The sequence below is a fragment of the Campylobacter sp. LR264d genome (assembly GCF_008633895.1).
Taxonomy (GTDB): Bacteria; Campylobacterota; Campylobacteria; order Campylobacterales; family Campylobacteraceae; genus Campylobacter_D.
Genome location: NZ_VJNT01000026.1, coordinates 1 through 24,700 on the forward strand (window position 1 = coordinate 1; position 24,700 = coordinate 24,700).

Sequence of the window (24,700 nt, forward strand, 5' to 3'; positions counted from 1 at the left end):
GGATTTAACTCTCTATTTCGCTATCGGAGTGTTGTCCTCAATGGTGTCCCGTGTTGGATTCGAACCAACGGCCCCCTCCTTAAAAGGGAGATGCTCTACCGTCTGAGCTAACGAGACAAAAAATGAAATTATGCCAAATTATAAATTAATTTGTCAAGTATTTTAAGCAAGTTATAGCGATTTTTACATTTTTCAAGCCACTTTCAAGTTTTTAAAAAAATATAAATTTAAGGATTTTTTAAGCACTTTGCAAGGCTTAGATTTTTAAGTTAGAATTGAAATATTTTTATTTAAAATTTCTTCATTATCTAAATCTTTTAAAACGCCATTTTCATAAGCTATACTTAAATTTAAATCAGCAATTTGGTTTAAATCCTTATTTGCAAGACTATCAACTAAGCTCTTAAAATATGAAAAAGCAACTCCTTTAAATTCATTAGGCACCTTGTCGGTAGTTTCTAAATACTCATTAAAAATATCTATTATGTTTTGGCCATTTTCATTTAAAATTTGACCGTTTTCCTGGTGAAAATCATCTAAACTAAAACCGGTTATATTTACAAGTTCTCTATGTAAATGAAATTTATTTAAAATATCTTCATCTATGTTTACTCCATTAAATCTAAGGCTTTGCAAGATATGAGTAAAAAATTCCTTTGCATTATTATTTTCATTTAAAAGGCTTGAAATTTTAAGAGCTAGTGTAGAATCTTCAAGGTTAAAAACAGATAAATTATAATCTTTATCAATACTAAAAACAAGGCTTAAAGAATTTATATCAATGCCATTTTTGTTTAAAATATTATTAATTTGATTAGTTACGCTTTGCCTATTAAAATTTTGCCTTTCTTCATCACTTTCACCTTTTACAGCACCTAAAATAGGGTCGCTTAAATTTGTAGCAATACCAAAAGCAGACATATTTAACTCATTATCATACATTGCCCTACGTTCTTGGTAGCTATAATTAGCATAAATTGAGTTTTTGCTTAAATATTTTTGAGATAGGGCGTTTTGTAACTCTTCATAAGTGCTATATTTAGCCCTATTCAAAACGCCTAATTCATAATAATAATTTTCTAATTTTACAAGCCCTTTGTAAGTATCGCTATCTTGATTTTCATTGCTTGATTTAATCTTATCTTCGCTTTGTTCATAAATTTTTTTCCAAGCAGGAGTTTGTGGGCTATTAGGAGTGTAGCGACCTTCTTTGTTGTAGTAATTATAATACATTGAGTTTACTTGCATTTTTTCTCCTTAAATTTAGTATCGGCAAAAAAAAATACTTTTAAATAATTTTAAGAAAAATTTAGTACAATTTGCTATTTTAATTTTTTAGAAAGGACTTAAATCAATGCTTAAACTGATGCAAATGTGTCTAATGTGTAGTTTGTTTTAAGTCTTAGCTAGCTTTGCTTTCTAGGACTAGTTGAATAGGAAAGCAAAGTTAAGTCCTTTTAAATATACTTTAAAAATATCTTATTTTCTTTCTTATTTTTATCAAAATTTATCAAAGTTTTAAAATTTTTACAAAAGGAATTATTATGGAAAATTTACCATTACCAGTGCTTAGATTAAGTGATTTTGACGATGAAAAAAATGAAGAAGCCTTTGAAAAACTTAGAAAGGTAGCAAGGGAGATTGGGTCTTTTTATTTAATAGACCATGGCGTTGATTTAGCACTTTGTAAAAAACTTCAAAGCCTATCTAAGCAATTTTTTAGCTTACCACAAAGTCAAAAAGATGAAATTGACATGGTGCTATCTCCAAGCTTTAGGGGTTATTCTAATGAAGGTGGTGAGTATACTGCAGGGGCTAAGGATTTTAGGGAACAAATTGATTTAGGACCTGATGAAAAGGAAATAAATTGGGATACTAACTCGCCTTTATGGCAAAGATTGCAAGGTACAAATTTATATCCTAGTCAAATACCTGAGTTAAAACCTGTATTTTTAGAATGGCTAAGGCAAACGCAAAATTCATCAAAAAGGCTTTTAAATGCCTTTGTTAAGGCCTTAAAATTAAGTGAGAATTTTGATAGTTTATATGGGGAGCATAATTATCAACATTGTAAGCTTTTAAGGTATCCTCCAGCCTTTGATAATGAAATTCAAGGCGTAGGACCTCACAAGGATGGAGGGTTAATTACCTATGTTTTACAAGATGAACAAAGTGGACTTCAAGGCTATATAAATGGAAAATGGGTTGATGTACCTATACTTGAAGGAAGTTTTGTAATAAACATAGGAGAATTCTTAGAAATGGCTACAAATGGCTATTTAAAAGCCACCTTGCACCGGGTAAATTTAAGCAAAAAAGAAAGATTTTCCACAGCTTATTTTTTAGGCGTGCAACTTGATAAGGATATACCTATTTTTAAGCTTAATGATGAATTTGCTAAGGATGCAAAGGGCGTTGATACAGACCCTAAAAATCCACTTTTAAGAAATGTGGCACAAAATTATTTTAAAAGAATGATAAGGTCACACCCACAGGTAGCAAAGGTACATCACAGCGATTTAATAGAAAAATTTAGTTTTGCTTAAAGGATAATTATGAAAAAGATTTTTTTAATTTTACTTTTTTTAAATTTTAGCTTTGGACTTGAAAGCTTAAAAGTTGGTGCAAGTCCCACTCCACATGCATTAATTTTAAAGCATATTGAAAAAGACCTTGAAAAAGAGGGTTTTAAGCTTGAAATTTATGAGTTTACAGACGGGGTGCAGCCAAATATGAGTACAGATAATAACTCCTTGGATGCAAATTTTTTTCAACACGAACCTTATTTGCTTGAATTTAATAAAAATAAGGGTACAAAGCTTGTAAGTGTTGCAAAGATACATATTGAGCCTATGGGTGTTTATTCTACTAAATTTAAGGAATTTGTGCCAAATCATAAGGCTGTTATTAGTATTCCAAATAATCCTACAAACGAGGCTAGGGCACTACAAATTTTAGAAAGTAGTGGGCTTATAAAGCTTAAAAACCACGAGTTAGCTACCACACTTGACATTGTAGAAAATAGATTAAATATTAAATTTGTAGAGATTAAGGATGCCCAGCTTGTAAGAAGCTTAAGCGATGTTGATTTTTCTGTTATAAATGGAAATTTCGCACTTCAAGCTGGATTAATTCCTACTAAGGATGCACTTTATTTAGAAAGCAAATTTAGTCCCTATGCAAATATACTTGTAGTAAAAGAAGGTAATGAAAATTCCGCAAAAACAAAGGCTTTAATTAAGTCCTTGCAAAGTCAAAAGGTAAAAAATTTTATGAATGAGAATTTTCAAGGGGCTTTAATCCCTGCTTTTTAGCTTTTTTAACTTTGATTGAAATTCAATCAAAGTTTATCTTCTTTTAATATGCTTAGAATATTTGATATTGTCATTAAGTAGCTTAAAAAAATCACTTAATATCTCATAATTTTTCATAAAAAATCCTTATACAAAGTATAATCTCCACTTTCATAATAAGCAACCATAGCACTTCTATAAGCATCGTATAAAATTTTATCATCATTAATCAAAATAAGAGGCATGATTTTATCGTTTTTTAAAGATATAAATTGCATGGTCCTAGTCGTTCTTTTATTGGCATCTTCAAAATATTGCAAATAGGCAATATTATTATGTAAATATACAGCCTTGTTAAATGGAATTTGAATTTGTGTTGCTTGTTTTAATAAATGATTCATCTTGGCATTTAATCTATCTCCACTTGCTAAGGGTAAATAGCTACTTCCAGTTATACCACCTATGCTAGACTTTCTTATTATCCCTAAATCTTTTACTAAATCTTTGGCGATTATGGAGTGTATATGGTGTAAATTTGTTTTATTTATTTCAAAATCATTATTTATTATTTCATTATAAATCTCTCGTAAGTTTAAAATCATAACTGCATCACTAAATTTCTTACCACCGGCTGTTATTCCTATATCTAAAAGCGATAAGGTTTCAGCCTTTGTATATGAATTTCCTTCAATTTGAGATGAAGAGTGTATAAAATCAAAGCTAAATTTTTCATTTAATTTTTTATCATTTAAGAATAAATTTAAATTCTTACTTTTTTGCAAAGAGTCTAAAAAATCAAGTTTTTTGCTATTGAACATGTTAATATTATTTAAATAATCTGGGTTATATAGAGTCATGTTTTTGACTTTATAAATTTTTGTAATTATAGCTAAGTTTATTATTTAAAATGTAATTTTATGCTAAGATTAACATTTTAAAAAAGGATAAGAATGATTGCAAATTTTCCACTTATGTTTTTTTCTGTTGTTATGGGTCTTGGAGGTTTAAATTTAGCCCTTGAAAGATTTTTTATTTTTTCAAATTTAAATCAAGCTTTCATAGATTTTTTTGCTTATTTTAATCTTAGCATTTTTATTATCATAAGTCTTTTTTATCTTGCAAAAAGTATTTTTTATTTTTCAAAGGTAAAAGGGGAATTTACTCATCCTATAAAGATAAATTTTATATCAACCATACCTATTTCTATGCTTATTTTAGCAAGTTTATTTAATAATATAATTTTGTTTTATGATGTATTTTTTTATACAGCTTTGATAATTCAAACATATCTTAGCTTTTTTGTTATATCCTTTTGGATAAATCATAACTTAGACATAAAGCATTCAAACCCCGCCTATTTTATACCCATTGTTGGCAATTTAATCATAGTTTTAGTAGCAAAGCAAGATTATTTTTGGTTATGGTGCTTTTTCGGAGTGGCTGTGTTTTTTTGGCTAATTTTATTTAGTGTTATTTTTTATAGGATTTTATTTCATGAACAATTACCTCTTAAATTTATGCCAACCTTATTTATAATGATAGCCCCACCAAGCGTGGCTTTTTTAGATTATGTAAAGCTAACAAAGAACCTTGATTTTTTTGCCTCAATGCTTTTAGGCATTGCTATATTTTTTGTAGGACTCATTATTTTTATGTATAAAAATTTTTTAAAGCTTAAATTTTTCATATCATGGTGGGCTTTTACCTTTCCAAGTGCAACAGCATCCCTAGCATTTTTTAAGGCTTATGAGTTAAATAAGGAGATATTTTTTTATTATTTAGGAACTTTTACCCTTTTAATGCTTATTCTTATGGTTATAATCGTAAGTTTTTATACTATTAAAAATATCATAAATAAAAGTGTTTTTGAAGAGTAAGGAAGTTTTTAATCAAACAAACTTCTTTCTTGTATTTGCTTTTGTGAAAATTCTTTTAAAAATTCTTCTTCGTTTTCAAGTTGTAAAAGGCAGTATCTAAAATCTTTTAAGAGTCTTAAATCAGAAAGTTTGGCATAGGCAAAGTCGCAAAATAGCGAATTTAAAGCTGTTTTAAAGCCTTTAATATCTTTTAATCTTTCACTCATAAATTCAAAATTAAATAAGTCAAAAACTATTATAAAGGCCCTAGAAGATTTGCCAAAATCTACTATTTCAAAATTTTCATTTATGAAATAAATTTTAAAAAAATCAAGTTTTTTTGCGTCAAATTTAAGCTCTTTTCTTTCATTTTTAAAAAAAGCAACAAAAGAAGAAAAAATTTCAGCATACACATAAGGAAAGGCAAGGTCCTTAAAATAGTGATTTTGGCAAAGTAAATTTGTAAAAAATATGCTTGATTGATTTAAAAGTTCAAAATTTGCCTTTTTTAGTTCCTTTAAATTTACGCTAAATTTGATTAAATATTTTTTATCATCAAAGCAAAAAAGGCTATTTTTTTTAGCATTTGTTAAAAGTTTAAAATCTTTAAAAATATCGCCTGTTAAAACATTTATAAAAAAGGCTTTTGCGTAATTTAAAGCTATTTTTTGACAATATAAAAATTCAAATTCCTTTTCTTCACTTATAAAACGAAGTAAATTTGTAAGGGATTGCTTTAAATTTTCGCTTTTTAGATAAAAAATATCCTTATGATTTATTTGAATATCCTTTTCAAAAACGATTACAAAGGCACCTTGTTCAATGGCCTTTTCAAGCTCGTCAATATCATTTGAAAAAAAAGCACAGCCATATTTAACCTTTTTTAATTCATTTGTAAAAAAATCAACGCTTAATGTGCTCCCTTCGTTTAAAATTTGCGTTCTTAAAAGCTCATTTAAATTGCTAATATTCATTTAACCTATCAAAGACCCATTTTCTACTATATCTTTTGGACTTATTAAAATTAATCTATCCCCACTTTTTGCTGAAAGTATCATGCCATCGCTTTCATAGCCAAAAATTTTAGCCTTTTTAAGATTGCTTAAAACACAAACTTGCGTACCTATAAGCGTGGCTGGGTTATAATATTTTGCAATGCCGGAAAGCACCTGTCTTACCTCGCCATTTTCAAGTTCTAAGTCAAATTTTAAAAGTTTTTCGCTACCTGGTATATTTTCGCAGTTTTTAACTAATGCCACTCTTATTTCAACCTTTGCAAAGTCATCGATTTTAATCTTTTGAGTACTTTTTTCTTCTTTAATGATAATTTCATTTTTTAAAAGTGGCTTTTCTATCTTAGTAAATAAAGGCTCACAAGGGCTTATTTTAAAATTTAAAAGCTTGTTTTGTAAGATTATATCATTAAAATTAGCAGTATCAATGCTAAAATTTAAGGCCTTAGCTACCTTTTGGCAGCTTTTTGGCAAAGCAGGGCTTAATAAAATGCTAGTTTTAGCTAAGATATTCGCACAAAGGGCGATTAGGGCATTTGCCTTATTTGTTTCATTGTTTTTAATCAAATTCCAAGGTTCATATTGGCTGATGCTTAAATTTGCTACGCTTAAAGCTTTAAAAAGTTCTTCTAAATAACGACTTAATTGCAAATTTTCAATAAATTCTAAAGCCATTTTTAAGTGCTTATTTGCGTTTTCAAGTTCATTTTTAAAATAATCAAGCACATTTGTACTTAAAATTTGGGCATTTGTGTATTTTAAACTCATGCCTATTAAGCGATTTAATAAATTTCCAAATTCGTTATTAAGTTCTGTATTTATCCTTTTTATAAACACTTCTTCGCTAAAATCTCCATCATTCCCAAAGGGTACTTCTTTAAGTAAAAAGTATCTAAAAGCATCAAGCCCATAAGCATCAACCACTTCTTTAGGTTTTATAACATTGCCCTTTGATTTACTCATTTTTTCGCCATCCTTAGTCCACCAACCATGACTTGCTATAAATTTTGGCAAAGGCAATTTCACGCTCATTAAAAAAGCAGGCCAATAAACAGCATGAAAACGCAAAATATCTTTGCCTACAAGGTGAAAATGTGGCGGCCAAAATTTAGCATTTTGCCCATTTGTCCCATAATCTAGCGAGGATACATAAATAAATAAGGCATCAAGCCATACATAAATAATATGCTTATCATCATTCATTTGTTCTGGCAATTTTATACCCCAATTAAAGCTAGTACGGGTAATGGATAAATCTTTTAAGCCACTTTGTATGAAATTTCTTAATTCATTTGTTTTATTTTGTGGGATTATTGGATTTTTTTCATCGTACCATTTTAAAATTTTATCTTCATATTTTGAGAGTTTAAAAAAATAACTTTCTTCTTTTAAGATATTTGTTTTTTTGCCACAATCAGGGCAACACTCACCATTTAATTGAGTTTTTGTAAAAAAACTCTCACAAGAAACACAATAAAAGCCCTCATAATCTCCCTTATAAATGTCGTCATTTTCCCACATTTTCAAAAACATAGTCTTAACAAAATCTATATGCCTTTTATCCGTAGTCCTTGCGTAAATATCATAACTTATCTCAAATTTATCCCATAATTTTTTAAATTCATTGCTTACTTTATCAGCGTACTCTTTGGGAGCGAAATTTCTATCCTTTGCGGCTTGTTCTATCTTTTGGCCGTGTTCATCAGTGCCTGTTAAAAATCTTGTTTCATGCCCTTGCAAGCGATAAAAACGAGCCATGGTATCAGCAATTATAGTTGTATAGGCATGTCCTAAGTGTGCCACATCATTAACATAATAAATAGGAGTTGTTATATATCTCATTTACATTCCTTTTAAAAATCAAATCCGCCAGTTTTGCCCTTAGACATACTAGCATATACTGCATCAACGAAATTTTTACGCACTAAACAATTAAAAATACTTTCGCAGTTATAACAAGATTTAAAATTTTTTTCTTCTTGACATTGTTTTAAATGTTCTTTTTTTTCATCAAGGTCTAATTCGTACTTATCTTTCATTATAAGCCTTTAAAAGTGCGTTAATTTCATATTTTGAACCAAAAAAGCAAGGTGTGGTTGCGTGGATATTATCAAATTCTAAGTCCAGTAAGCTTTCATTTAGCCCATTACTAGTTTTTCCACCTGCTTTTTCAGTGATATAAGCAAAAGGAAAGACCTCAAAAAACGCTCTTAATTTACCATTTACAGAGTTCTTTGTGGCAGGATAAGAAAAAAGCCCTCCACCCTTGCATAAAATTTGGTGCATATCACTTACCATAGCCCCAGAATATCTTAATCTATAACCCTCATCAAAAAGCCCTTTTATAAATTTTGCATGTTTTTCATCCCAATTTTTTTGAGTACCACCCGTGGCATTTATCTTGCCCTTTTCTTGCATAATAAGTTTTTTTACAAAGATAAATTCGTTTTCTTTGTTTAATCTATATAAATTTACACAATCCTTACAAATAACAAGTTCAAGTCTAGGTCCATAAATGCTATAAATTGCTGCCTTTAAGCACTTAGCTTGTGCTTTTTTTTCATAGATTGCAAATATTGAACCTATGGCAAAATTTACATCCATTAAAGATGACCCATCTAACGGGTCGTAAGCTACTATGTAAGTAGCCTCTTCGTTTAAGATTAAACTTTCATCTTTTTCTTCGCTGATTAATGCCTTTATATTAGGGCATTTGCTAAGAGTATTTGTAATAATTTCATCGCTTATTACATCAAATTTAAGCTGGGTATCGCCTGTCTTATTTTGACTTTGATTATAGCTAGTATCAGGAAATTTAAGTTCATTTGAAATGCTTAAAACTGCTTTTTTTATATAATCAAAAATTTCATCCATTAACCTCTCCTTTTAAGCTTTTTGCATTTTTTAAAATATATTCACAAATTCCTTTTATATCATCTATATAAAGCCAGGCAAGCTTGTCATTTTCTATTTTTTCATAACTTGCTATGGCCTGTGAAAAGGAAAAATAACTTTCATCAATATCCTTGCAAAATACACTAATGCGTGGTAAATCAAGGGTTTTTAGACCCTCAACTAAGCATAAGTCAAAATCATCTACCATTTTTAAGGCACTTAAAACATCTCTTGGTGTGTGTGAAAAATAAGTAGTTCGATTTGGACTTAATACCATAACATCAGCCCCACTTTGAAAAAATTTAAAGCTATCCTTGCCATTTTTATCAAAAACAGCCTTATCGCTTGGGTCGTGTTTGATTAAAATTAGCTCTAATCCTTGATTGATAAATTCAGTACTTAACTTTGAAATAAGTGTCGTTTTGCCTGAATTTGAAGGACCACTAAATGCCATTACAAGTTTTTTCATAATACTTCTTTGCAAAAAATTTTTAAAAGTATATCTTTTTAAAGCAAAAAATAGAGTTAAAAGGTTACAATATGCAAAATTTTTTGGAAAAAATGATGAGAATTTGTATTTTTTTACTTAGTATTTTTGTATTTTGTGCTTGTTCTAATAAAAATGGAGAAACAAAGCTTGTAAATTTAAAGACTCAAACCTTAATGTTTTCTCAAAAACAAAGAATTGTTAATGAAAGTGAAAATAACGAAAGTGCAGTTTTGATTTTAGCTTATTTAAATCCTATTTTAGATAATCCTTCAAGTGATGATATCTTTGTTTTAAGCATAACCCCTGATAGCTTTAAAATCATTGATTTAAGTATAATTATTAATAATCAAAGCAGTGAAATTAGCGAACTTGCAAGGGACGATATTTTAATGAAATATCTCATTAATAATGACTTTACGCGTTATTTTAAGATAAGGCGAAAATCAATTAGCAATGAGAGAAATTTTGTGGTTAAGATTTGTCCTTTTCCTTATGATTGCTTTGAATTAAATCTTGAAAAATACTCGAAATCTTTATATTATCGTTCAGTAGATGTCGATACACAATATAATTAGCTAGTACCTTTTTTCCATAAATTCTACTTTCTTGGTAAGGTACAAGTTCCATTGATAAGAATGGTTCAAATTTGCCATTTTTAAACATATCATCCCTTGCAAGCATTCTATTTGTAAAGCCTATTCCTCCATTATAAGCATAGGCCATAAATAAAGGATATTTTAAATTTTGTTCTAAATAATCTAAATGGTGATTAGCAAAAAAATACGCAGTTTGTGGGTTAAACATATCATCTTGGTCGAAATTTTCAAGCTTTAATTCCTTTTGCGCTATGTGATTTGCAACAAAGGGCATAAATTGCATCATTCCTAAGGCATAAGAAGTAGAAATAGCTGTTGGTATAAAGCGACTTTCCTGTCTTGCAATGGCTAAAATCAAGGCTTGGCGAGATATATCATAATCTTTTATATACTCATAATAAGGCATAATAAAATAATTTTGCTTAAAGCCTGATTGCCTTTCTAGGATATAGGTATAAATTGAAAGGGTATTTTTGCTGTTAAATTCCTTGGCAAGTGTTGATAATTTTGTAGAATTTGCATCCTTTATCTGCTTTGCTAATTTTTGCCAAGCAAAGGGATTACTCATATCAAAACTACTTATTTTATCACTTGTCGTTGGGGTTATAATCTCAGGCATTGAAGAGTTGGTAAGTTCTCTAGCGTAAAGACTATAAATATTAACAGACTTACTATTGGCTAACTTTTTTAATAAATTTTCATCATTTTTAATCTTATACATCCAAAATAATGCATTATCTTTATTTTCTTGCAATTTAAAGCTTTCATAAGCCCTTTTAAAAAATTCATAAGCAAGTGCTTCTTTTCGATAGCTAAGAGCATTTACTCCTAAATAAAAGGCAGAATCCTCGCTTGAGTTTTGTGGATTAATTTCCAATAAAGAATGCCTTAATTTTGGGTGCTCTCTTTTTATAATGATATTTTGTGCTATTTTTTTAAAAGATTTATGGCTTGGAAGTTTATTTACAAAATTTATATTTAAATCAGTATCAAGCTTTGAAGAATAATTATAAAGTCTAAAAAAAGCGTTTACGTCCCCTTTTGAAACCACATAAGCCATAGGATTTTTAGTATTAAAACCGAGTAAAAGGTGGGTTAATTCTTGTTTTGAATTTTGAAATTTGTTAGCTAAAATTTGTCTAGTTTGAGTACTAAGACTTGAAATAAAAGGGATTGAACCAAGCCTTGTTATTTGACAACTTGTATTTGCGTCTAAGATATTATTTTTAGTATAATTATAGCAAGCTGCAGTGGCTGGATTAATGATAGGCTTTAAAACTATTATTTTTTCAATATCTTTTTTAATCCTACCTGCATAGCGAAAAATATGCTTTCTAAGCCCCTTTATCTCTTGTTTATTTAAGCTTTTATTTTCAATTAATCTATGTATATAATAATCCTTTGCTAAGGAGTTATCGTGTTTTTTTAAGGTTTCAAGGCTATAAATGGCGGCATTTAAAGAACTCAAAAAGCTTATAAAAAGGCATAGAGCAAGAATTTTTTTCATATCTTTTCCTTGTATAATTTTGTTTTATTATATCAAATAGAATTTAATTACCCTAAACATTTTAATTACAAATTTTAAAAAATCTAAAATGTGCGTAAATAATAAATTGCTAATTGACCTATAAAAATTTTAATAAATTCTAAAGCTATGATAATTATAATCGGGGCTATATCAACAGGACCTATACGCGTAGGAATAAAGCTTATAAGCTTATAGGCTGGGGCTGTTAATTTATATAAAATTTGAACTATAGGGTTGTAAGGGTCTGGATTTACCCAAGTTATTAACGCAGCTGCGATAAATATAAAAATATAGACATTAATAATTATTTGTAACAATTCAACCAAGCTTAAAATCAAACTCACACCCATTTTAAATCCTTGCTAATTCTTTGATAAAAGGCTTTATAAGCGTATAAAGCTTACTTAATTCAGGTCCGTGTTTTTGCCCTGTTAAGATTATCCTTAGTGGCATAAAAAAATTCTTGCCTTTAAGGTTTGTTTTTTGCATTAAAGAATTTATAAATTCGTTATAATCATCGCTTAAATTAATTTCTAATAAGCTTTTTTTAATCAACTCACATTCATTTTTAAATTCATCAAAATCTTTTTTATTAAAAATTAATCTTATTTTTTCTTTAATTTCATTTAAGGTGCTTGCTTCTTGAGTGTAAAATTTAGCTAATAAAGCTAGGTCTTTATTAAAATTTAAAAGCTCGTTAAGCTTTGATTTTTCAAGTATTTTAATGTGTTCTCTATTGATTTGTAAAAGCTTTTTAAAGTCAAATTTTGCAGGTGATTTTGAGATATTTTTAATATCAAAAAAATTAAAACTTTCTTCAAGCGTGAAAATTTCAACAGGAGTTTTATTGCCTAGTAAGATTAAATAATTTGCAATAGCACTTGGTAAAATTCCTTGTTCTAAAAGCCATTTTACGCTTGAATGAGCATGTCTTTTACTCATTTTTTGTCCATTTCCATCTAAGATTATAGGCAAATGTGCATAACTTATTTTTTTATCATAATTTAAGCTATGGCGAATGTGTTCTTGTTTTGGAGTATTTCCAACATGGTCTTCGCCTCTAATGATACAACTTACATCTTCTAACATATCATCAACCCCACAAGCAAAGTTATAAGTAGGGGTCTTATCAGCCCTCATTATCACAAAACTATCTATATTTTCAGGTTCAAAGCTTAACTCACCCTTGATTAAGTCCTTAAATTTAATGCTTTGCTTAGGTTTTTTAAGTCTAATTACAAAGGGCTTTTCATTTTGTAAAACTTCACTATTCGTTAAATTTTCGCAAGTATCATCGTATCTATAAGCTTTTTTAGCCTTTTTAGCAATCTCTTTTTTTGCTTCTAACTCACTTTCAGTACAAAAACAAGCAAAGGCCTTTTTTTCAGCTACTAATTTTAAAGCCATTTTAAGATGAAATTTTAAATTTTCACTTTGTATATAAAAATGTTGCCAAGTTATACCAAAAAGCTTTAAAAGTTCTTTTATCTCTTCTTCTTTTCCCTGTATGTTTCTAGCCTTATCAGTATCTTCAATCCTTAATATAAAGTCTTTATTTTCTTGCCTTGAACAAATATAATTAAAAAGTGCCACTCTTAAATTTCCTATATGCATATCCCCTGTTGGAGATGGAGCAAAACGATACATTTTATAACCTTTTAAAAATTTTAAAAATCAATTATAACAAAAATATATAAATATTTATTTTTTGTAGTTATAATTGTGCCTATGATTTTTTTAATATTTTCCTTTGTAGTTTTATTGATTTTTGCCGTTGCTAATGTCTATATTTATAAAAGATTGATTTGTAAATTCTTTCTATTTACTCATTTAAAGCCTTTATTTATAGTAATTTTTAGCCTTTTATTTATATGTCAGGTATTTTTTCTAGCAGTACGTAAGGTAGAACTTTTAAGCAATGATATTTACTCATTTTTATCCATGCTTTATGCCCCGACTTATTGTTTATTTTTTATTACCTTAATACTTGATATTTTGCGTTTATTATATTATTTTACAGGCAAACAAAAATTAAAATGCCCATTTACAAGGTCTATTTTTGAACTTTTGATAATAGGGCTTTCTTCGTATTTAGCATATTTTAGTATATATAGTGCTATTAAGATACCTGATATTAAAGAAGTTGAAATAAAACTTCCAAAACTTAAACAAGATTTAAAAATAGCAATGCTTACTGATATACATTTAGGCAAAAATTTACATAAGGAATTTTTAAATGCCTTAATAGAAAAGGTAAATGCTCAAAATGTTGATATGGTAGTAATTGTTGGGGATTTGGTTGATACAAATGTTAAAGAGATTGAAAGTTATATTAGCGATTTAGATTTATTTAATACTAAATTTGGTGTTTACTACTCGCTTGGCAATCATGAATATTACAGAGGAGTTTATGAGATAATAGAACTTTTAAAGACTAAAACAAAGATGAATATTTTAATAAATGAAAATATAGACTTAGGCTTTATAAATATCGCAGGACTTGGCGACTTAGCAGGTTTGCAAAATAGGGGTATTTTAGGGCCTGATTTACAAAGGGTTAAAGTTGATATGGATTTTTCAAAGCCTAGCATTTTATTAGCACATCAGCCAAAAACTGCCTTGCTTTATGATTTAAGCGATTTTGATTTAATATTAAGTGGCCACACTCACGGGGGTCAAATTTTTCCATTTATGTTTTTAGTTGAACTTAATCAAGGTTTTATATCAGGCTTGCACGAATTAGGAAAACAAACTCAAATTTTTATTAGCACAGGGGCTGGTTTTTGGGGACCAAGTTTAAGAATGCTTACTCAAAGTGAAATAGTGATTTTAAATTTAAAAGGAGAAAAATGAGTTTTTCAAATTTTACTTCAAGGCTATTTGGAGTAGTTGCTAAGTTTAAATTTTATAAACCCTTACAAAAGGTTATTAATGAAAGTTATGTGAGTTATTTTAATATAAATTTAAGTGACTTTAAAAGTGCATATGAGTATGAAAGTTTAAACGCCCTTTTTACGCGTAAATTTACAAAGGATATAGAATTTCAAGATGATTTTGTAGCCCCAAGTGATGGTAAAATTTATCAAAGTGGGTCTAGTTTTTTAGCAAATGATGAAGCCTTTGCCTTTTCTATAAAGGGTCATACTTATAGCATTGAAGAACTTTTAAGGGATAATTTTGAAAAAAATGAGTTAGAAAAAGGGCTTGATTATGTAAATATATATCTTTCTCCAAGTAATTATCATCGCTATCACGTCCCCTTTGATATGCAAATTTTACAAGCTGTTTATACAAGAGGGTCATTATTTAGCGTTAATGAAAAATATCTTAAAAAAATTAGCAATCTTTACACAAAAAACGAAAGAGTAAGCTTAAAATGCAAATGCAATAATTTTATCTTTTGGCTTGTTTTTGTAGGGGCTCAAAATGTAGGAAAAATGCGTTTTAATTTTGATGAAAATATACAGACAAACGCAAAAAATAGCCATGATTTTTCGTATAATTACGAAAATTTATATATTAAAAAAGGCGATGAATTAGGCTATTTTGAGTTAGGTTCTACCATAGTTTTAATAGTCCAAAAAGATTATTTAAAATTTAATGTAAAAGAAAATGATAATATAAAAGTAGGTCAAAAAATCGCTTCTTTTTTGTAAATTTAAATTCATAAATTTTAAATGGTGCCCAAGGTCGGACTCGAACCGACACAAGGTTGCCCTTACTAGATTTTGAGTCTAGCGCGTCTACCAGTTTCACCACTTGGGCTTAAAGCTTGAATTATATCTTTTTTACTTTAAAAAAGTTTTAATTAAAGAAAATTTAGAATTTGTCGATATGGGCTTAAATTTTAGGAACGATTTTTGCTTGATAATAAGCAAGGATTATGTTTAAAAGGATGGATTATGAGAGTTACAGACAAGCTAAATTTTACTAATTCGGTTAGTACCTTAATGGGAGCACAATCAAATTTAACCAAGATTAGCGATCAACTTAGTTCTGGTACTAAGATACAAAATTCATATGAAGATGCTAGTATTTACATAGATAGTACGCGTTTAGAATATGAGATTGCTACTATTACACAAGTTCAAGAGGCTACTTCTTCATCAATGGAAATGCTTGCAAATACCATGACTACCCTTGAAGATATGGTACAACTCCTTGAAAATTTCAAGGTAAAACTAACCCAAGCAGCAAGCGATACTAACTCTCAAACCTCACGCGAAGCAATAGCTAGTGAGTTAGAACTCATTATAGAAAGTTTCGTGCAACTTGCAAACACTAGCGTTAATGGACAATATCTTTTTTCTGGTTCTCAAGTAAACGTACAACCCTTTGATTTACAAGGAAATTATAACGGCGATGACAATACCCTAAATGTAGTTACAGGGGCTGGTACTCAAACTACTTATAATATAACAGGTTGGGATTTAATGTATTCATCAGATAGTGATTATAGTAAGCAAATTACTACAAATGTTAGCTTTGTGGATAATCGCTATGATATAATTAATAATCCAGAAGATGAAGTTTATTTGGACGAAGAATCAAGCTGGTATCAATTAATAGGTCAACAATACGTACAAGATGATAGCTTGGACGTGGATGCAGATTTTGAGTATGATAGCACAAGGCTTGATTATCCAGCCTCGACCCTTTATGTACAAGGAGTTAGGCCAAATGGTACCAGCTTTAAATCAGCTGTTTTAATTGACTCAGAAGATAGCATACAAGATGTGCTTGATTACATAGGAACCCTTTATGGAAACACTACTACAAGTAAGGTCGTAGAAGTTAGCATAAACAATAGTGGTCAAATTCAAATCACAGATTATAAATCAGGTAATAACCTTCTTGAATTTCACGCTGTGGCCTACACTCCACAAGTTGCTGATAGAACTACCTTGACTAATTTAATTGAAGCAGCCCAGGTCGAGGGTATTTCTATGGACGATGTTACAAATAGGGCTATGGACGCTGCACTAGTTGCAAGTGGGGGAGATTATACAATCTTAGGTGAGCAAACCGTTGTTATACAAGTTAATGGGCAAGATTTTGAAGTTTCTTTAAATCAAACAAATTTTATACATAGTAATATGACAGATGCTGATGGCAATGCTACTGATGGGGCTGATTATGATAATGTGTATTTTGAAAAGGATGGTAACACTGTTTATGGCACTGTTTCTCAAATAATTAGAGATAGTAGCGAGTATGCCACTGATTCAACAAAATTAAGCGAGGTTATGGCAAATGATAGTTTAGCTGGGACTACGTTAACTTTAAATATGACTTCAAGAGGTGGGATAAATTACGAAGTTACTATCGACTTAGAAAATTCTAGTTTTTCTTATGTGGATGCAAATAACAATATTATAAGCGTTCCTATTATGAATGTTTCAAGCGATGGTACTAGTGGAGTGGTAACTGCTTCAAATGATATTACCTACAAGCAATTAAATGATATTATAGCCCTTTTTGCATCTGATAATGTACCAACTGCAAGTATAGTTGCAAATAATAATCAAATTGACGCAGCTGATTGGGAAACCTATCAACAATTACTTACCGACTCAAAGGCTACTATTGAAGTAAATATGGACTATCAAGGCCGCATAAGCGTAACTGATAAACTTTCTACAAATACAAGAATGGAAATTGCACTTTATGATTCTTCATCTACAACTTCATTTCCACAACCTCCTTACACAAATACAGCCTCAACAATTGATGGTTCAAATTTCGTATTTAGTGCGAACAATGCAATTACTATTGATGAGCCAAGCGTTGATATTATCAAGGATTTATATGCTATGGTTGATGCAGTTAGAAGTGGTAATATGAGAGCTGATTCTGAAAGTTCTGACCCAAGAAATACAGGTTTACAAGGAGCACTTGAAAGGATTGACCATTTAATAGACCATGTTAGCAAGAAAAACACAGTTTCAGGTACTTATTATACTACCATTGAAGGCGTAAATAATAGGGTAGCTGTGTTGAAGGTAAATGTTCAAACTATGAAATCAGAAGTAAATGATGCTGATTATGCTGAAACTATTATAAATTTAATTCAAACACAAACTGCATATCAAGCCTCTATGAAAGCAACTACTACTTTATTGCAGCTTAGTTTATTAAATTATATGTAAAAAACTTATGCTATAATGGCTTTTTTTAAATTTAAATCAAGGGTTTAATCATCAAAAAAGAAGCCATTTTCATAAGCTCTAGCTTTCTTATTTTTTATCTTTGCTTATGTATGTTTGTGCCAAGTTTTGGGTTATTTATAAACGAGGCAAATGTATTTTTATTTGGAAAAAGTGCTTATTATTATCCCTTTATTTTATTAGTTTTAAATTATTTTTTTTATAAAAAGGCCTATGATTTACAACAATTTAAAAAAAGAGAATTATTTGGCCTTGTCTTTGGGATACTTGGCTTTTTTTTAATTTTTGCTGTTTTTTATAAAGAAAGTGGTTATATCTTAGAATTTTTATATAATAGCTTTAATTTTTTCTTGGGCCACATAGGAAGTGGAATTTTAGCACTTTTATTTATGCTTTTTTCCTTAATCTTGCTATTTCCAAAATTTCTTAAATATACTTTAAATATCGAGTTAAATTTTAGTATTTTTGAAAAATTTGAAAAAAGTATTAAAAATTTTTTAATGCGTATTTTTGGTGGCGAGGCTGATAATGACGATATAGAACATAGCGAACCAAAAGCCCCAATTATAAATGTTAAACAAAATATTAAAAACGAAGACAATATTAGCAATAGTGAAAAATACGAACTTTTAGCTAACATAGGTGATAATTTAGATATTGAAGAAGAAGAAAATGAGGAAATTTTAAACGAAAAACAAAACGATATTAAGGTAGAAAATGAAAATTTGGATGAAGAAGAGATTATAGTCGAAGTTACAGACACGCCACAAAGCGTAATTCATCAAAACTCAATCCTAGTTGATGATTTTATAAAAAAAGCAAGCCGTGCTAGTATAAGCATTGACGAGGAATTTAGTTATATTGCAGGAGAAGAAACAGAAATGATACCAGAAAGATTTTTAAAACCTAAACAGGCTAAGGATTTTGAAAATATAAGCATTTCAAAGGAAGACCTTGAAGCCCCAAGTTATAAAAGAAAAAATATTAGTGTAAACGCAAATGAAAATACACCCATAAAAGAAAAGCAATTTGAAAGCCTTAAACAAGATGATATAAGGAATTTACAAGCAAGTAAGGACATTATACAAAGTTTAAAATATAGCATAGTAGATAAAAATTCAAATACCACAAATCAAAATATAAATTTAAATTCAAATATAAATTCAAATAACACCCCAAAACAAGAAAGTATCATAGAAGAAAATAAGCCTGAAATTTTGGACTTTAAAGAAGAGAATGTAAAGTTAAAAAGTGTTGATGAGTTAAATGAAAGTAAGCTTGATTTTATGCCTATGGTAGAAGAAGTAGTGGATGGAGTTTATACTTCAAATACGCCTATTATTAAGCTTGATGAGATTGAGTCAAATTCACAAAATTCAGTTTCTCGGCCAAATTTGAAAAATTTAAATTCTCAAGAAAATAAAGTAAATTTAAATTTAGAAAATAACTTAAATGAAAAAGAACTTCACCACGCTAGTATTTTAGGAAGAGAAGTAGAATTAAACAAACAATTACTTAAAGAAATCGAACAAGGAGAGATTGAAAAGCCTAAAAATTTCATACTTCCTTCTCTTGATTTTTTAAGCAAACCTGTTCAAACTCACCATTTTATAAATGAGAGTGAGATAGATAAAAAAATTTATGATTTATTAGAAAAACTTCGACGCTTTAAAATAGGAGGCGATGTTATAAGTACTTATACAGGTCCTGTTGTAACTACCTTTGAATTTCGCCCAAGTGCTGATGTAAAGGTAAGTAGAATTTTAAATTTACAAGATGATTTAGCAATGGCCCTAAAGGCTAGGTCCATTCGCATACAAGCTCCAATCCCTGGAAAAGATGTAGTAGGAATTGAAGTTCCAAATGAAGAAATTCAAACTATTTATTTAAGAGAAATTTTAGAAAGTGATATTTATAAAAATGCTAAAAGTTCATTAACTATGGCACTTGGAAAGGATATTGTAGGAAATGCTTTTGTTACTGATTTAAAAAAGCTTCCTCATCTTTTAATAGCAGGGACGACGGGCAGTGGAAAAAGCGTGGGTATAAATGCTATGCTTTTAAGTCTTTTGTATAGGAATTCGCCAAAGAGTTTAAGATTAATGATGATAGACCCTAAGATGCTTGAATTTAGTATTTACAATGAAATTCCTCACTTGCTTACCCCCGTTATAACTGAGCCAAAAAAGGCTGTAAATGCCTTATCTAACATGGTAGCAGAAATGGAAAGAAGATATCGTTTAATGGCAGAGGCAAAGACAAAAAATATTGAAAATTATAATGAAAAAATGAAAGAAATTGATGGCGAGAAATTGCCTTTTATAGTGGTAATAATCGATGAATTAGCTGATTTAATGATGAACGCGGGAAAAGACGTGGAATTTTACATAGCAAGATTAGCTCAAATGGCTAGGGCTAGCGGAATTCATTTAATAGTAGCTACACAAAGACCAAGCGTGGATGTAGTAACCGGGCTTATAAAGGCGAATTTACCAAGTCGTTTAGCTTATAAGGTAGGGCAAAAGATTGATTCTAAGGTGATTTTAGATACTATGGGTGCTGAAAGTTTGCTAGGTAGAGGGGATTGCTTGTTTACGCCGCCTGGAACTAGTAATTTAGTAAGATTACATGCCCCTTTTGCTAGTGAAAGCGAGATAGAAAAAATAGTAGAATTCTTAAAGGCACAGCAAGTTGTAGAATATGATGAAAGCTTTTTACGCGATGAACAAAGCGTTGGTGGGGTAAATTTGAGTGGAAATTTTAACGATGAATTGGATGAACTTTACGAAGATGCTAAGAGGGTTATAATTGAGGACCAAAAAACTAGTATTTCATACCTACAAAGACGGCTTAAAATAGGCTACAATAGGGCTGCAAATATCATAGAACAACTTAGTCAAAATGGAGTTTTAAGCGAGCCAGACGCTAAAGGACAAAGAGAAATTTTATAAGGATAAAAATGGCTACTTTTACTGAAAAAGCGTGTTTGATTGAGTTAATGCAAATGGCAATAGCTAGGATTGCGAGAGTGGCAAGTGTATATTACGATAGTGTAGATATAAAAAAATTCATAAATTAATTGATGAAATAAGAAAAATTGATTATTGGGATTTAGATTTTGATAAGTATAAAAATATACTTGATGAAATTGAACGACCATATAAACAAATAGAAGATGTTGAATATTAAATATTTCAAAGACAAGAAACACAAAGGATAGAAAATAATTGAAAGAATTTACAGAAAAGGAATTTGAAAAACAATTACAAAAGGCTTGGAAAGAGCTAGTAATAAATAATAATATAACAAAATCAGATGAACCACAAGCTTATATCATAGGTGGAGAACCTGGGGCTGGTAAATCTACATTGGTTGATAGGTTAATGGAAAGTAATAAAAATATTATGTCGATAGATGCTGATGTTTGTAAAACTTTTCACCCAAGATATAACTATCATGAAAAAGTATCCAGACCAAGCCCATGATATGCTTAAAGATTTTTCGGCTAAGCTTAAAGATACTATCACTGACAAGACTTTAAAAGAATATTTTAATGTTTTAATAGAAAGTACCTTTAGGGACCCTAATGTGCCTATAAAAATATTAAACGAACTGAAAAACATGGATATAAAAGGCATATTTTAATCCAAACTTGCGATAAAAAATAAGTTGGCAATCTTGCTTAGATAGGGCAAAGATTATCAAAAGAAATGTTAATAAAGAATTTCACGACAATGTTTTTCAAAATTTAGCACAAAATATTAAAATAGTGATTGATACAGGCTTAGCAGATAGCTTGCAAATTTATTTAAGAGAACTTGATGAAAATAAAAGATTTACAAATAAAGAAGTTTATAATTCAAATTCTAAGCAAAATTACGAACCAAATATAGTTAAAAAGGTTATTTCAAAAGAAGAACAAAAAAAGTTAAGATAAAAAAATCAATCAAGGGGCTGGTCAAGATAAAATCATTGCATAAAGAAAAAACTTTTTATCTGCTTTGCAATGCTATTTTCTAAGGACAATTGACACCTTGTTTTATCGCTTATAAAGGCTGTTTTAGCAAGTATGCTTGTTTGTCCACTATCTTGTTTGCCTTTAATTTTTATATTCATTTGCATACTATAATAATTTTCTACCATCCATTCACCCCTTGGTTCCATAGGTGTAAAATCATAAAAAAAAGTACCCGACCTTGAAACCTTAAGGGCATAAATATGCTTTTTAAAATTTACCAAATTTATTAATAATTCATAATCAGGGTTATTAATATCTTCTTTTAAGCCTAAACTTAATAATTCTTCTTTTAAGCTTTCTTTAAAATTTGTTTCAATTGAGCTTGGATTTTGTAGGGTAATCTTAAAGCTTTCATTGACCCTAGCCTTAATGAAAATTCCTTCATTATTAAGCTCAGCATTGCTTTGTACAAATTTAGAACTAGAACAAGCTGTAAAAAAAAGAACTAAAAATATCAGACAAAAACGCATTGTTACTCCTCAATGGTAGTTGGAGTAGCATGAAGCCCTAAAGCCCTATATTTTTCAAAAAGTTCTAAAATTTTTTTAACCTCTGCGTCACTTACCTTTGGGTAGGTTTTTATATTTTCATCATAGTATTTTCTAAGAATGGCAATCTTATCTTTATCTGTTTTTGCTTTAGCACTTTCTTTGTATATCAGGGCTGATTTTTCAAAAGAACTTTTGCCGTGCACCGGAGTTAATATTAAATTTATTTGATGATTTGCTAATTCATTTTCTATATCTTTTAATTGTTCTCTACAAAATGGGCATTCTGGGTCTGTAAAAATGTAAATTTTTGGCTTAGTATTATCGCCTAATTTCACAACCATACTTTCTTTTTTTACAACATCTTTTGCATTTGCTGTAAATTTATCCTTAGCCTCTTGGAAATTTTTTAATTCAAAATCCCTTCTATAAGAAGTTCCACTTTTTATATTAATCATATCAGCACTGATAAAATCCCCTATTGTAAATGCAATATCATTTTGTTTTTCACCATTGCCTAAGTCAATTTCTAAGATAATGCTTTCTATATTGCTACTAGCAAGTTTTTCCCTTTTGCTTATGCTTACCTTAGCGTTCGGGGCTTGGGCTTGTATTATTTGTGAGTAAAAATTTATAATCTCTTCATTACTTGCTGCAAATAAAAAAGAACTAAGTCCTAAAAATAAAGCTAACTTTTTCATATTACTTCCTTTTAAAGTTTAGTAAAATTATATCTAAAAATTTGTATTTTAGCACAGTTATTCCCATTCAATAGTACCCGGTGGTTTTGAGGTAATATCATAAACTACTCTATTAATGCCATTTACTTCGTTAATTATGCGGTTTGAAGTATTTTCTAAAAGATTAAAAGGCAAATGCGTAAAATTTGCTGTCATTCCATCACTTGCATCAACTACCCTTATGCAAATGGTATTATCATAGGTGCGATTATCCCCCATAACGCCAACGCTTTTAACATTAAGCAAAACACAAAATGCTTGCCAAGCCTTATCATACCAACCACTACTTCTTAACTCTTCAAGCAAAATAGCATCTGCCTTTCTTAAAAGTTCTAAACTAGGCTTATTTACCTCGCCCATTATGCGTATAGCAAGGCCTGGACCAGGAAAGGGGTGCCTATAAATAACTTCTTTTGAAAGTCCAAGTTCAAGCCCTAAGACCCTAACTTCATCTTTAAAAATTTCTTTTAAAGGCTCGATTAATTTTAAATTCATTTTTTCAGGCAAACCCCCTACATTATGGTGAGATTTTATAGTCTTACTTGCCCCGATTACTGAACTTTCGATTATATCTGTGTAAAGGGTACCTTGTGCAAGGTACTTTACATCTTTATGTTTTTTTGCCTCTTCTTCAAAGACTTCTATAAAGGTATTGCCTATAATCTTTCTCTTTTTTTCAGGGTCAATTACGCCCTTTAAGCGAGTTAAGAAAATTTCACTAGCATCAATGCTTATAAGATTAATGCCAAGCGTATTTTTAAACATAAATTCCACGTTTTGTCTTTCATTTTGCCTTAAAAGTCCATTATCTACAAAAACAACTATGACTTGTTCTTTTAAAGCATTTGCTAAAAGTGCTGCTACTACGCTACTATCAACGCCCCCACTTACTGCACACAAGACCTTATTGCTCCCAACTTCTTCGCGAATTTTTTGAGCTTGAGTTTTTGCAAAGCTACCCATATTCCAAATGCTTTCACATTTACAAGCATATTTTGCAAAATTCTTTAATATACTTTTTCCAAATTCGCTATGTTGCACCTCAGGGTGAAATTGCAAACCAAAAATTTTACGTTTCTCATCAGCAAACACGCAATAAGGGCTATTTTCACTAGTAGCTAAAACCTTAAAATTGCTAGGTAAATTTTCAACCTTATCAGAATGACTCATCCAAACTACTTGCTGTTTAGGTAAGTTTTTAAATAAATCGCTATCTTGCTTTACTTGTATATTTGCTTTGCCATATTCTTTATGAGTTGCTGGGGCTACTAGGGCTTTAAAATGATGTGCCATAAGTTGCATTCCATAACAAATTCCAAGTATAGGCAAATTTAAATCAAAAATTCCCTTTTCGCAAAAAAAGGCATCATTTGCATAAACACTAGCCGGCCCCCCACTTAAAATCAAGCCTTTAGGTTCTTTTAATTTTATATCTTCTAAACTTGCATTAAAGGGTAAAATTTCAGTATAAACGCCTTGTTCTCGTAATCTTCTTGCTATTAATTGAGTATATTGTGAGCCAAAATCTAAGACTAAAATATCTGCTTTTTTCATTAGCTAACCTTAAATTAAAGTGAAATTTAAAGCTTTATTGTAGCTAAAATTATTTAAGAATT

General features: G+C 29.7%; 22 protein-coding genes, 2 tRNA genes and 1 pseudogene. 10 read left to right on the forward strand and 15 right to left on the reverse strand.

Annotation, left to right across the window (positions count from 1 at the left end; translation table 11 throughout):
• Window positions 1-41: 41 nt before the first annotated feature.
• Window positions 42-117: transfer RNA gene (locus FMM56_RS05875), tRNA-Lys, on the reverse strand.
• 147 nt (window positions 118-264) lie between these two features.
• Complete coding sequence (locus tag FMM56_RS05880) at window positions 265-1,248, reverse strand: DUF4885 family protein (protein ID WP_150208033.1); 984 nt, start codon at window positions 1,246-1,248, stop codon at window positions 265-267.
• A gap of 296 nt (window positions 1,249-1,544) precedes the next feature.
• Here FMM56_RS05880 and FMM56_RS05885 point away from each other — a divergent pair, with 296 nt between their 5' ends.
• Together FMM56_RS05885 and FMM56_RS05890 are read left to right on the forward strand one after the other, a co-directional pair.
• On the forward strand, window positions 1,545-2,546 hold the full coding sequence (locus FMM56_RS05885; protein WP_150208035.1) for an isopenicillin N synthase family dioxygenase: 1,002 nt from the start codon (window positions 1,545-1,547) through the stop codon (window positions 2,544-2,546).
• Window positions 2,547-2,555: 9 nt separating this feature from the next.
• Complete coding sequence (locus FMM56_RS05890) at window positions 2,556-3,314, forward strand: MetQ/NlpA family ABC transporter substrate-binding protein (RefSeq protein ID WP_150208037.1); 759 nt, start codon at window positions 2,556-2,558, stop codon at window positions 3,312-3,314.
• 113 nt (window positions 3,315-3,427) lie between these two features.
• Here FMM56_RS05890 and FMM56_RS05895 read toward each other — a convergent pair whose 3' ends face one another.
• Window positions 3,428-4,111, reverse strand: a complete 684-nt coding sequence (locus FMM56_RS05895; RefSeq protein ID WP_190319024.1) for a Fic family protein — start codon at window positions 4,109-4,111, stop codon at window positions 3,428-3,430.
• Window positions 4,112-4,243: 132 nt separating this feature from the next.
• Here FMM56_RS05895 and FMM56_RS05900 point away from each other — a divergent pair, with 132 nt between their 5' ends.
• Entirely contained in the window at window positions 4,244-5,170 is a 927-nt protein-coding gene (locus FMM56_RS05900) for an SLAC1 anion channel family protein (protein WP_150208041.1), read from the forward strand.
• A gap of 8 nt (window positions 5,171-5,178) precedes the next feature.
• Here FMM56_RS05900 and FMM56_RS05905 read toward each other — a convergent pair whose 3' ends face one another.
• The 5 genes from FMM56_RS05905 to mobB are packed head-to-tail and all read right to left on the reverse strand — an operon-like array spanning window position 5,179 to window position 9,526.
• On the reverse strand, window positions 5,179-6,123 hold the full coding sequence (locus FMM56_RS05905; protein WP_150208043.1) for a hypothetical protein: 945 nt from the start codon (window positions 6,121-6,123) through the stop codon (window positions 5,179-5,181).
• Window positions 6,124-8,004: a methionine--tRNA ligase gene (gene metG / locus FMM56_RS05910; RefSeq protein ID WP_150180492.1), complete on the reverse strand. Its 1,881-nt coding sequence runs from the start codon at window positions 8,002-8,004 to the stop codon at window positions 6,124-6,126.
• 11 nt (window positions 8,005-8,015) lie between these two features.
• On the reverse strand, window positions 8,016-8,201 hold the full coding sequence (locus FMM56_RS05915; protein ID WP_150141743.1) for a hypothetical protein: 186 nt from the start codon (window positions 8,199-8,201) through the stop codon (window positions 8,016-8,018).
• Window positions 8,191-9,036: a class 1 fructose-bisphosphatase gene (locus FMM56_RS05920; protein ID WP_150141742.1), complete on the reverse strand. Its 846-nt coding sequence runs from the start codon at window positions 9,034-9,036 to the stop codon at window positions 8,191-8,193. The genes FMM56_RS05915 and FMM56_RS05920 overlap by 11 nt, the downstream gene beginning before the upstream one ends.
• Window positions 9,029-9,526, reverse strand: a complete 498-nt coding sequence (gene mobB / locus FMM56_RS05925) for a molybdopterin-guanine dinucleotide biosynthesis protein B (RefSeq protein ID WP_150208045.1) — start codon at window positions 9,524-9,526, stop codon at window positions 9,029-9,031. Before mobB ends, FMM56_RS05920 begins: the two co-directional genes overlap by 8 nt.
• A 71-nt stretch (window positions 9,527-9,597) precedes the next feature.
• Between mobB and FMM56_RS05930 the strand changes: the two genes are divergently transcribed.
• Complete coding sequence (locus FMM56_RS05930) at window positions 9,598-10,122, forward strand: hypothetical protein (protein WP_223810285.1); 525 nt, start codon at window positions 9,598-9,600, stop codon at window positions 10,120-10,122.
• On the opposite strand, the gene FMM56_RS05935 is transcribed toward FMM56_RS05930, so the two are convergent.
• The 3 genes from FMM56_RS05935 to gltX all read right to left on the reverse strand — a co-directional run bounded on the left by FMM56_RS05935 (window position 10,019) and on the right by gltX (window position 13,318).
• Complete coding sequence (locus FMM56_RS05935) at window positions 10,019-11,650, reverse strand: lytic transglycosylase domain-containing protein (RefSeq protein ID WP_150151706.1); 1,632 nt, start codon at window positions 11,648-11,650, stop codon at window positions 10,019-10,021. The genes FMM56_RS05930 and FMM56_RS05935 overlap by 104 nt on opposite strands.
• 83 nt (window positions 11,651-11,733) lie before the next feature.
• Window positions 11,734-12,021, reverse strand: coding sequence for a YggT family protein (locus FMM56_RS05940; RefSeq protein WP_150141739.1), 288 nt, complete (start codon window positions 12,019-12,021; stop codon window positions 11,734-11,736).
• A 1-nt stretch (window position 12,022) separates the two neighbouring features.
• Entirely contained in the window at window positions 12,023-13,318 is a 1,296-nt protein-coding gene (gene gltX / locus FMM56_RS05945; protein ID WP_150151709.1) for a glutamate--tRNA ligase, read from the reverse strand.
• Window positions 13,319-13,399: 81 nt separating this feature from the next.
• Here gltX and FMM56_RS05950 point away from each other — a divergent pair, with 81 nt between their 5' ends.
• The gene (locus FMM56_RS05950; RefSeq protein WP_150151712.1) at window positions 13,400-14,524 is read left to right on the forward strand and encodes a metallophosphoesterase; all 1,125 of its coding nucleotides are present in this window, start codon (window positions 13,400-13,402) and stop codon (window positions 14,522-14,524) included.
• Window positions 14,521-15,327 carry a phosphatidylserine decarboxylase gene (locus tag FMM56_RS05955; RefSeq protein WP_150208047.1) on the forward strand — a complete coding sequence of 269 codons (807 nt, stop codon included), beginning with the start codon at window positions 14,521-14,523 and terminating at the stop codon, window positions 15,325-15,327. The genes FMM56_RS05950 and FMM56_RS05955 overlap by 4 nt, the downstream gene beginning before the upstream one ends.
• A gap of 22 nt (window positions 15,328-15,349) precedes the next feature.
• Here the strand turns inward: FMM56_RS05955 and FMM56_RS05960 are convergent.
• Window positions 15,350-15,436: transfer RNA gene (locus FMM56_RS05960), tRNA-Leu, on the reverse strand.
• 137 nt (window positions 15,437-15,573) lie between these two features.
• Here FMM56_RS05960 and flgL point away from each other — a divergent pair.
• The 4 genes and pseudogenes from flgL to FMM56_RS09220 all read left to right on the forward strand — a co-directional run bounded on the left by flgL (window position 15,574) and on the right by FMM56_RS09220 (window position 21,775).
• Window positions 15,574-17,820 carry a flagellar hook-associated protein FlgL gene (gene flgL, locus FMM56_RS05965; RefSeq protein WP_150208049.1) on the forward strand — a complete coding sequence of 749 codons (2,247 nt, stop codon included), beginning with the start codon at window positions 15,574-15,576 and terminating at the stop codon, window positions 17,818-17,820.
• A 110-nt stretch (window positions 17,821-17,930) separates the two neighbouring features.
• The gene (locus FMM56_RS05970; RefSeq protein ID WP_150208051.1) at window positions 17,931-20,789 is read left to right on the forward strand and encodes a DNA translocase FtsK; all 2,859 of its coding nucleotides are present in this window, start codon (window positions 17,931-17,933) and stop codon (window positions 20,787-20,789) included.
• A 276-nt stretch (window positions 20,790-21,065) separates the two neighbouring features.
• Window positions 21,066-21,483 (forward strand): annotated as a pseudogene (locus FMM56_RS09215) (zeta toxin family protein).
• A gap of 19 nt (window positions 21,484-21,502) precedes the next feature.
• Window positions 21,503-21,775: a zeta toxin family protein gene (locus FMM56_RS09220; RefSeq protein WP_150141731.1), complete on the forward strand. Its 273-nt coding sequence runs from the start codon at window positions 21,503-21,505 to the stop codon at window positions 21,773-21,775.
• Window positions 21,776-21,807: 32 nt separating this feature from the next.
• On the opposite strand, the gene FMM56_RS05990 is transcribed toward FMM56_RS09220, so the two are convergent.
• From FMM56_RS05990 to guaA, 3 genes are read right to left on the reverse strand one after another with little or no spacing between them, the layout of a single operon-like run.
• Complete coding sequence (locus FMM56_RS05990) at window positions 21,808-22,326, reverse strand: hypothetical protein (protein WP_150141730.1); 519 nt, start codon at window positions 22,324-22,326, stop codon at window positions 21,808-21,810.
• Window positions 22,327-22,328: 2 nt separating this feature from the next.
• Window positions 22,329-23,045, reverse strand: a complete 717-nt coding sequence (locus FMM56_RS05995) for a thioredoxin fold domain-containing protein (RefSeq protein WP_150141729.1) — start codon at window positions 23,043-23,045, stop codon at window positions 22,329-22,331.
• A gap of 57 nt (window positions 23,046-23,102) precedes the next feature.
• Window positions 23,103-24,638 (reverse strand): glutamine-hydrolyzing GMP synthase, encoded by a 1,536-nt coding sequence (gene guaA, locus FMM56_RS06000; protein ID WP_150208057.1) that lies wholly within the window; start codon window positions 24,636-24,638, stop codon window positions 23,103-23,105.
• Between the last annotated feature and the right edge of the window lie 62 nt (window positions 24,639-24,700).